Source organism: Rhizobium sp. SEMIA 4085, assembly GCF_013004495.1.
Classification (GTDB): Bacteria; Pseudomonadota; Alphaproteobacteria; order Rhizobiales; family Rhizobiaceae; genus Rhizobium; species Rhizobium gallicum.
Genome location: NZ_JABEPH010000529.1, coordinates 1 through 2,976, shown reverse-complemented (window position 1 = coordinate 2,976; position 2,976 = coordinate 1). Strand labels below are relative to the sequence as shown.

Annotated in this window: 4 protein-coding genes; 1 reads left to right on the top strand and 3 read right to left on the bottom strand. The window is 62.2% G+C overall.

Annotation, left to right across the window (positions count from 1 at the left end; genetic code table 11):
* The coding region (locus C9413_RS30430) for a 4-hydroxythreonine-4-phosphate dehydrogenase PdxA (RefSeq protein ID WP_170251348.1) at window positions 1–657 on the bottom strand (657 nt) is incomplete at its 3' end.
* A gap of 167 nt (window positions 658–824) precedes the next feature.
* Here C9413_RS30430 and C9413_RS30425 point away from each other — a divergent pair.
* The gene (locus tag C9413_RS30425; protein ID WP_040115875.1) at window positions 825–1,508 is read left to right on the top strand and encodes a GntR family transcriptional regulator; all 684 of its coding nucleotides are present in this window, start codon (window positions 825–827) and stop codon (window positions 1,506–1,508) included.
* 63 nt (window positions 1,509–1,571) lie between these two features.
* Here C9413_RS30425 and C9413_RS30420 read toward each other — a convergent pair whose 3' ends face one another.
* On the bottom strand, window positions 1,572–2,834 hold the full coding sequence (locus C9413_RS30420; protein ID WP_040115876.1) for a HAMP domain-containing sensor histidine kinase: 1,263 nt from the start codon (window positions 2,832–2,834) through the stop codon (window positions 1,572–1,574).
* 2 nt (window positions 2,835–2,836) lie between these two features.
* Window positions 2,837–2,976, bottom strand: a 140-nt coding sequence (locus tag C9413_RS30415) for a helix-turn-helix domain-containing protein (RefSeq protein WP_170251347.1), incomplete at its 5' end; no start/stop codon positions are given.

The following is a 2,976-nucleotide window of genomic DNA, read 5'->3' as shown; positions in this document are numbered from 1 at the left end:
ATGGAGGCCCGCGACCATGCTCCTCGGATTGTCGGGCCCAGCCCCCCTCAAACAGGCCGGCGCAAGCGCCAGCCCGGCGACAACCCCCTCCACCGATAGAGCCGACGCAACCTCCGCCAGTGGTATGTGCGAAGTCACGCGGGCGTTCCAGACGCGCTCGAGAACATTGAATTCACGCGCCTTGCCAGTGAAACCGATGACGTCGGCAACGAAACGGATTTCGTCGTCGTAGCCCGAATAAGCGTAACGCATCGCCTTCTTGTTGAAGGGGGTAAAGCAGACTGCGTGCGCTCGGCCGCTGTCAGCAAGCTTCAGCGCCGTGCGGAAGTTCGTCGTGGCGAAAGTGCCGCCTGCAAGTGTCGCCTCGCCGCGTACCACGTCGGCAGGATTGAGATGAGCAAGGTCGATGAAGACGTGGCGATCCTTACCCGCCTGCTCGAAACTGTCGAGCGGCGCGCTGGCAAGGTTCAAGTCGAGGCCGGCTTCTTTTGCTCCGTCTTCGAGAATACGACGGTCACCGATCACGACCAGATGCGCCGCCTCGCGGATTTCGGGAAGGGCGATGATGCGCGCGGTGAGTTCGGGACTGATGCCGGCCGGATCACCCATCGCAAGGGCGATTACTGGACGCGTTTCGGTTGCGCCGTCTTTGATCATGAACCTCTCCACATGTTTCTCCTCGAGGAAGCAGATACACCGGTTTGGCATTCAATATCAAGAGTACTGCATGCTGTATGCAGAATATTTTATTGACTTGATCTCTGCGGAGTTTCATTAGGTGGCTTCAGCGAGCGCCCTCAAAATGGAGAATCAGCGTGATCCGGATGAACTCAGTCAACGTGGGTGCGGGTGATGTCAGCAGCGTTGCGCCGCTGCAGCGAACAGCCTTGCACGACACGCTTGTGAACCACCTGCGCGACATGATCATCGAGGGGAATCTCGCACCAGGAAGCCGTATCCATGAAGGCCAGCTCGGTGAGCAGCTTGGCGTTTCAAGGACCCCGTTGCGTGAGGCAATCAAGTATCTGGCGAGCGAAGGGCTCGTCGAGCTCGTCCCCAGTCGCGGAGCAGTCGTGAAGCGCTTCAGTGCTAAGGATGTGGAGGACATGCTGACGGTATTGCAATCAATGGAGGAGCTCGCCGGACGGCTCGCATGCGAGGTCGGCTCCGCCGAGGAAATCGCCCATGTTCGCGCCCTTCACGATGAGATGCTGGACAAATACAGGTCGGGCGACCGGCTGAACTACTACAAGCTCAACCAGGCGATCCATACGGCAATCGTCCAGATGGCGCACAACGCAACGCTCTCGAACATGCATACGACGTTGCAAACGAGGCTGAAGCGCATCCGTTTCGTCGGTCATGAAGGTCCTGAGAAATGGGCTGCCGCCGTTGCCGAGCATGAAGAGATGATCGTCGCCCTGGAACAGCGCAATCAGCCGGCATTGTCGGAGGCGCTTGGACGGCATCTGAAAAACGCCTGGGAGCGCGTCAAGGACGGTGTGTGAGCCACGTTTGCCGGCGCAACGGGGCAGCCCACTCGATACTGCCACGCGGCATTGCGGACAACATCAACCGATCGTTGGGGCGGCCCGATGCGCTGGAAGTGTCACGACGAAGCAGGCGCCGCCGCCCGAGGGGGATTCGTAACGGACCGCACCGCCATGGCGTTCGGCGATCTGGCGCACCAGCGCCAATCCCAAGCCCCAGCCGCCCGTGACCTCGCTTCGTCCCGAGGGCCGGTAAAACGGCTCGAAAACGCGGACATTCTCACTATCCGGTATGCCCGGACCCTCGTCACGGATTTCGAGTTCCACCGTACTGTCTACCTGCGCAACACTGGCCGTGACGGGAGGGACGCCGTGGCGCAACGCGTTCTGCATGAGATTGCGCACGAGCCTGCCGAGCAGGCGCGCATCGCCCATGACAGCCGCGGGCGTGCCAAAGACCTCGACGCCGTGGCGCGCCCCTTCTTCCGAGACAAGAGCCAAGAGGTCGATCGACTCGGGCGCATCGAGCTTTTGGACATGGTCGAGCCTGCTCGCCAGCAGAATCTCCTCGACGAGCGTGTCCAGTTCGGCCAGATTGCGCACGATCTCCTCCTTGCGGTTCTCGTCCGGCGCCTGCTCATAGAGATCGATCGCCATGCGAAGGCGCGCAAGCGGCGAGCGCAATTCGTGGCTGGCATTGGCGAGCAGAGCGCGGTTCGACGTGATCAATCGCTCGACATGATCGGCGGCCGTGTTGAAACTCTTCGCGACCGCCGCGACCTCATCGCTGCCGTCCGCTGGTACACGCGCCACGAAGTCACCCCTCCCCCAGGCATCCACGCCCCTGCGTAGCCGCTCCAATCGGCTGGTGAGGTGGCGCACCACCGGATAGGCGGCAAGCCCAATGACGCCGGCGATCAACGCCAAATAGGTTAGCGGATTGCGGGCGGACGGACGGAACGGCCGCGCCATGCGCGCTGCCACCACGCGCCCGTCAGGCAACTCCGTCACCATGGTGTGAAAGCTGCCTCTGGCGTGGCGCCAGCGACCCTCGCGAACGTCGGGCGGGAGCGGCTGGCCGGCGCTCGCGATCAGCCTACCGCGCGGATCGTAAACTGCAATGTCGGCGTCGAATGCGCGTGAAAACCGCTCCAGCGTCGCCTTAATCGACTGCAGGTCCATGTCGGGCGGAATCAGTGCGGCGACGAACCGCGCGCGTTGGCTCTGCCAGCTGGACTCCTCCTCTCCCTGCCCCAGCCACACGAAGGCCGCACTGGCGAGCGCGACCGCTGCAAGGCTCGCCAGCAGCGTCAGGTAGATTTTCAGGAAAAGCCGGCTGCGCATCGCTATCTCTCTTCGTCCTGGAAACGGGCGAAGACATAGCCGGCGCCGCGTACGGTGATAATGCGCCTCGGATGCTTGGGATTGCTTTCGATCGCCGCCCTGATGCGCGATATATGGACGTCGATCGAGCGGTCGAACGCAT